This is a genomic window from Streptomyces albidus (ex Kaewkla and Franco 2022) (genome assembly GCF_013870515.1).
Classification (GTDB): Bacteria; Actinomycetota; Actinomycetes; order Streptomycetales; family Streptomycetaceae; genus Streptomyces; species Streptomyces albidus.
Map to the genome: position 1 here is coordinate 1 of NZ_JACBXA010000441.1, position 2483 is coordinate 2483.

A 2483-nucleotide genomic window follows, 5' to 3' on the forward strand; every position below is an offset into this window, starting at 1 on the left:
GGGCTGCGCTTCCGCCGCCGCCCGCCGGTGGCGCTCGACCACGTACGGCGAGGTGCGCAGACCGACGGAGCGGATCGTCGACTCCACCGTCCAGTAGGCACGGGAGCTCGCCCCGGCCGCGCCCGCGTGGACGACGAGGCGGCCTTGCGGTGACAGCGCCCTGCTCACCAGCCCGTAGAACTCCTGCGAGTACAGCTTCGCGTTCGTCGAGACCGCCGGGTCGGGCAGGTCGGAGACGATGACGTCGAACGTGCCGGTTCTCTCCCGCAGCCGGTCGAAGGCGTCGTCGCCGGTCTTCAGCCGCACCCTGGGATCGTCGTAGGCGTCTTCGTTGAGCCGAGACAGGCCGGGGTCCCGGCGGGCCAACGTGACCACTCCCGCATCGACTTCGACGACGGTCACCGCACGCACACCCGGCTGCGCCAGCACCTCACGCAGCGCCAGCCCGTCAGCTCCTCCGAGGATCAGGACGCGCTTCCTCGGACCACTCGTCAACGCCGGGCGCACCAGGGAGGAGTGGTAGCGGTACCCGTCTGCCGAATCGACCCGGAGCCGGCCGTCGAGGAAGAACTGCAGGGGCTCCGCGCCCCGTTCGTACGCTGCCGGATCCGAATCGCCTGTCAGCACGGCCTCTTGGGCCCCCGTACGGACGGCGACGCGCACGTTCTCCCCGTACACCGCCTGGCGTGCGGCACGTTCGAAGGAATCGACGAAGGCGGTGCCGACGATCAGCAGGAGCACCACCGAACCGTTCACGGCGAGAAGCCCCCAGCGCATGCGGGCGCTCACATCGTGGCGGAAGAGCCACAGCACCACCACCCCGCCGGCCAGCGCGTTCACCACTCCCGTGAGCAGGGCTCCCGTCAACTGGCCGAAGAACGGCAGCAGTAGGAACGGAAAGGTCAGCCCGCCCACCAGCGCGCCCACGTAGTCGGCGGCGAAGAGGTCGGCCAGTGCGCCGCCCGCGTCCTGCTGGCGGATGCGCTGGATGAGGGTCATCAGCAGCGGCATCTCGGCACCGATGAGCACGCCGATCGCGAGGGAGAAGCCGACGAGCGCGATCCGTGCGCCGCCGAACCAGGCGAAGCTGGCGTACAGCGCCATCGCCGAGCCGCCCCCGACGACGGCCAGCAGCGCCTCCACGGAGGCGAATCCGGTCGCAGCGCGACAGCGCAGCCGCTTTGCCAGCAAGGAGCCGATCCCCATGGCGAAGACCATCAAGGACAGCACGACGGACGCCTGCGTGACGGAGTCGCCCACCAAGTAGGAGGCGAGTGCGACGAGTTCGAGTTCGTAGACGAGCCCGCACGCGGCACACACGAACACGGAGGTGAGCACGAGCCCGCGCCCGATCCCGGCGGGCACGGGAAGCCTCGCCTCGTCGGAGGGGGCGGAGGGGCTGTCGATCATGCCGCGAACGCTACGTGATGGAAAATGCGCTCATCGGCACCAGCAGCCGCACCGGGACGACCGGCCACCGCAGCGACAGGAAGGCGGGCGGCAGCCGGGCCGGGGCCCTCGGACATCGGCAACTCTCAAGCCATCGCGGAGCGTTGAGGCCCGCGCGGGACAGCCGGGATCACCGTCCGCGCGGAAGGGCTCGCCGCGACCACGGGCGGGGCCGCCTCGAGCGACCGTGCGCCGACACGCGTACGGGTCGAGACGAGCCGGCCTTCCTGCGGGTACGAATGCCAGGTGCGCCAGTGCACTTGGCCCGCGTGCCGCTGCGCGAGCAGGGCGGTGAAGGCGTGCGGGGCGCCCGGGAACGAGCCGGCGAGACCGTTGGGATGGTCGGAGACCAACGCCAGCAACTCCTGGGCCCGTCCGGCGAATGAGCCCGGCGAGAGCGTCTCGACGCGCGCCGCGAACTCGTACTCCCACTCACCGATGCGCTTGGAGACACCCAGCGGCAGGGGCGTGCTGCTGCCGGGCATGCAGGCCACGGTCTCGGAGCAGCTCCTGCCCGCCTCCTCCAGCAGAACCTGATGGGAGGCGCCGAGCAGTCGTAACTGCACCGTGGCGCCTCCGAGTTCGAGCTCGCGAGAGGCGAGCGCGGGGAGAGGTTCGCGGCCAAGGGCCCAGGCGAGGTCGCCCGCGCGGGTGTCCGTGTAAGGAGTGACGAGAGAGGTGAGCATGGGTCGGCTCCGCAAGCACGCAGTCGAGGGGAGGGCCGGGGCACGCCCCTCGCGTGATGTCAGGGTCTGCGTCCTCGGCTCGTACCCGCGCCGAAATCCGGGGATACAGAACCACCGAATCACGAAATGTGCCGCGCGACAGCCGTTTCGCCCATCTTCGCCGGGTTTCCATCCCCCCGGGGGCCAGGCAGTTCAGATGTTCAACTGCCGGACACTCGACGGGGGGACGGAACCGTGCGCCGCGAAGCGCGGGCGGTCAGGAACCGCCGCCGCCACCACCGCAGCCGCCACCGCCACCACCTCCCATCGCAACTTCATGCTGCTACGCAGGAGCATTTCCGGCAAATC

The 2483-nt window shown here is 70.5% G+C and carries 2 protein-coding genes; both read right to left on the minus strand.

The window, feature by feature from the left end:
- Nucleotides 1-1410, minus strand: a 1410-nt coding sequence (locus H5J26_RS30250) for a polyamine aminopropyltransferase (RefSeq protein WP_181769148.1), incomplete at its 3' end; no start/stop codon positions are given.
- 125 nt (nucleotides 1411-1535) lie between these two features.
- A complete protein-coding gene (locus tag H5J26_RS30255; RefSeq protein WP_181769149.1) occupies nucleotides 1536-2135 on the minus strand; it encodes a DUF2617 family protein in 600 nt (199 codons plus the stop codon).
- Nucleotides 2136-2483: the final 348 nt, after the last annotated feature.